At 55.3% G+C, this 508-nt stretch carries 1 protein-coding gene; it reads right to left on the reverse strand.

Going from position 1 to position 508, the window contains the following annotated elements; all coding sequences use genetic code 11:
* On the reverse strand, positions 1-508 hold a 508-nt coding region (locus tag AB3U87_RS22030; protein WP_394150530.1), incomplete at its 5' end, for a flagellin.

A 508-nucleotide genomic window follows, 5' to 3' on the forward strand; every position in this document is an offset into this window, starting at 1 on the left:
TTACTGCAGCAGAGACAGAACGCCCTGTGGAACCTGGTTGGCTTTTGACAGCACGGAGGTACCAGCCTGCTGAAGGATCTGCGCCTTCGACATGTTAGAAACTTCAGTTGCGTAGTCAGCATCCTGGATACGTGACTGTGACGCGGTCAGGTTGGTCACAGAGGTGTTCAGGTTGTTGATGGTAGATTCAAAACGGTTCTGAATCGCACCCAGGCCGCTACGTGCGGTATCGACGCTCTTGATACGCGCGTCCAGGTCAGACAGGTTGCCGCCGGTCACGCTGAAGGTTGCGCCCAGGCCAGAAGTCTGGAAGCCAGCGCCTGACAGGTCGATGTTGATGACGTTAGCGTCGGTTGCGTCGTTGGCGCCAACCTGGATTTTTACGCTGCCGGTCGTATCAAAGATCGCCGTGCCGTTGAAGGTAGAAGCTTTACCGATACGGTTGATTTCAGACAGACGCGCGTCAACTTCTTTCTGGATTGAGTCGATGTCGTCGGCGCTGTTGGTG

Source organism: Erwinia plantamica, from assembly GCF_043420595.1.
GTDB lineage: Bacteria > Pseudomonadota > Gammaproteobacteria > Enterobacterales > Enterobacteriaceae > Erwinia > Erwinia aeris.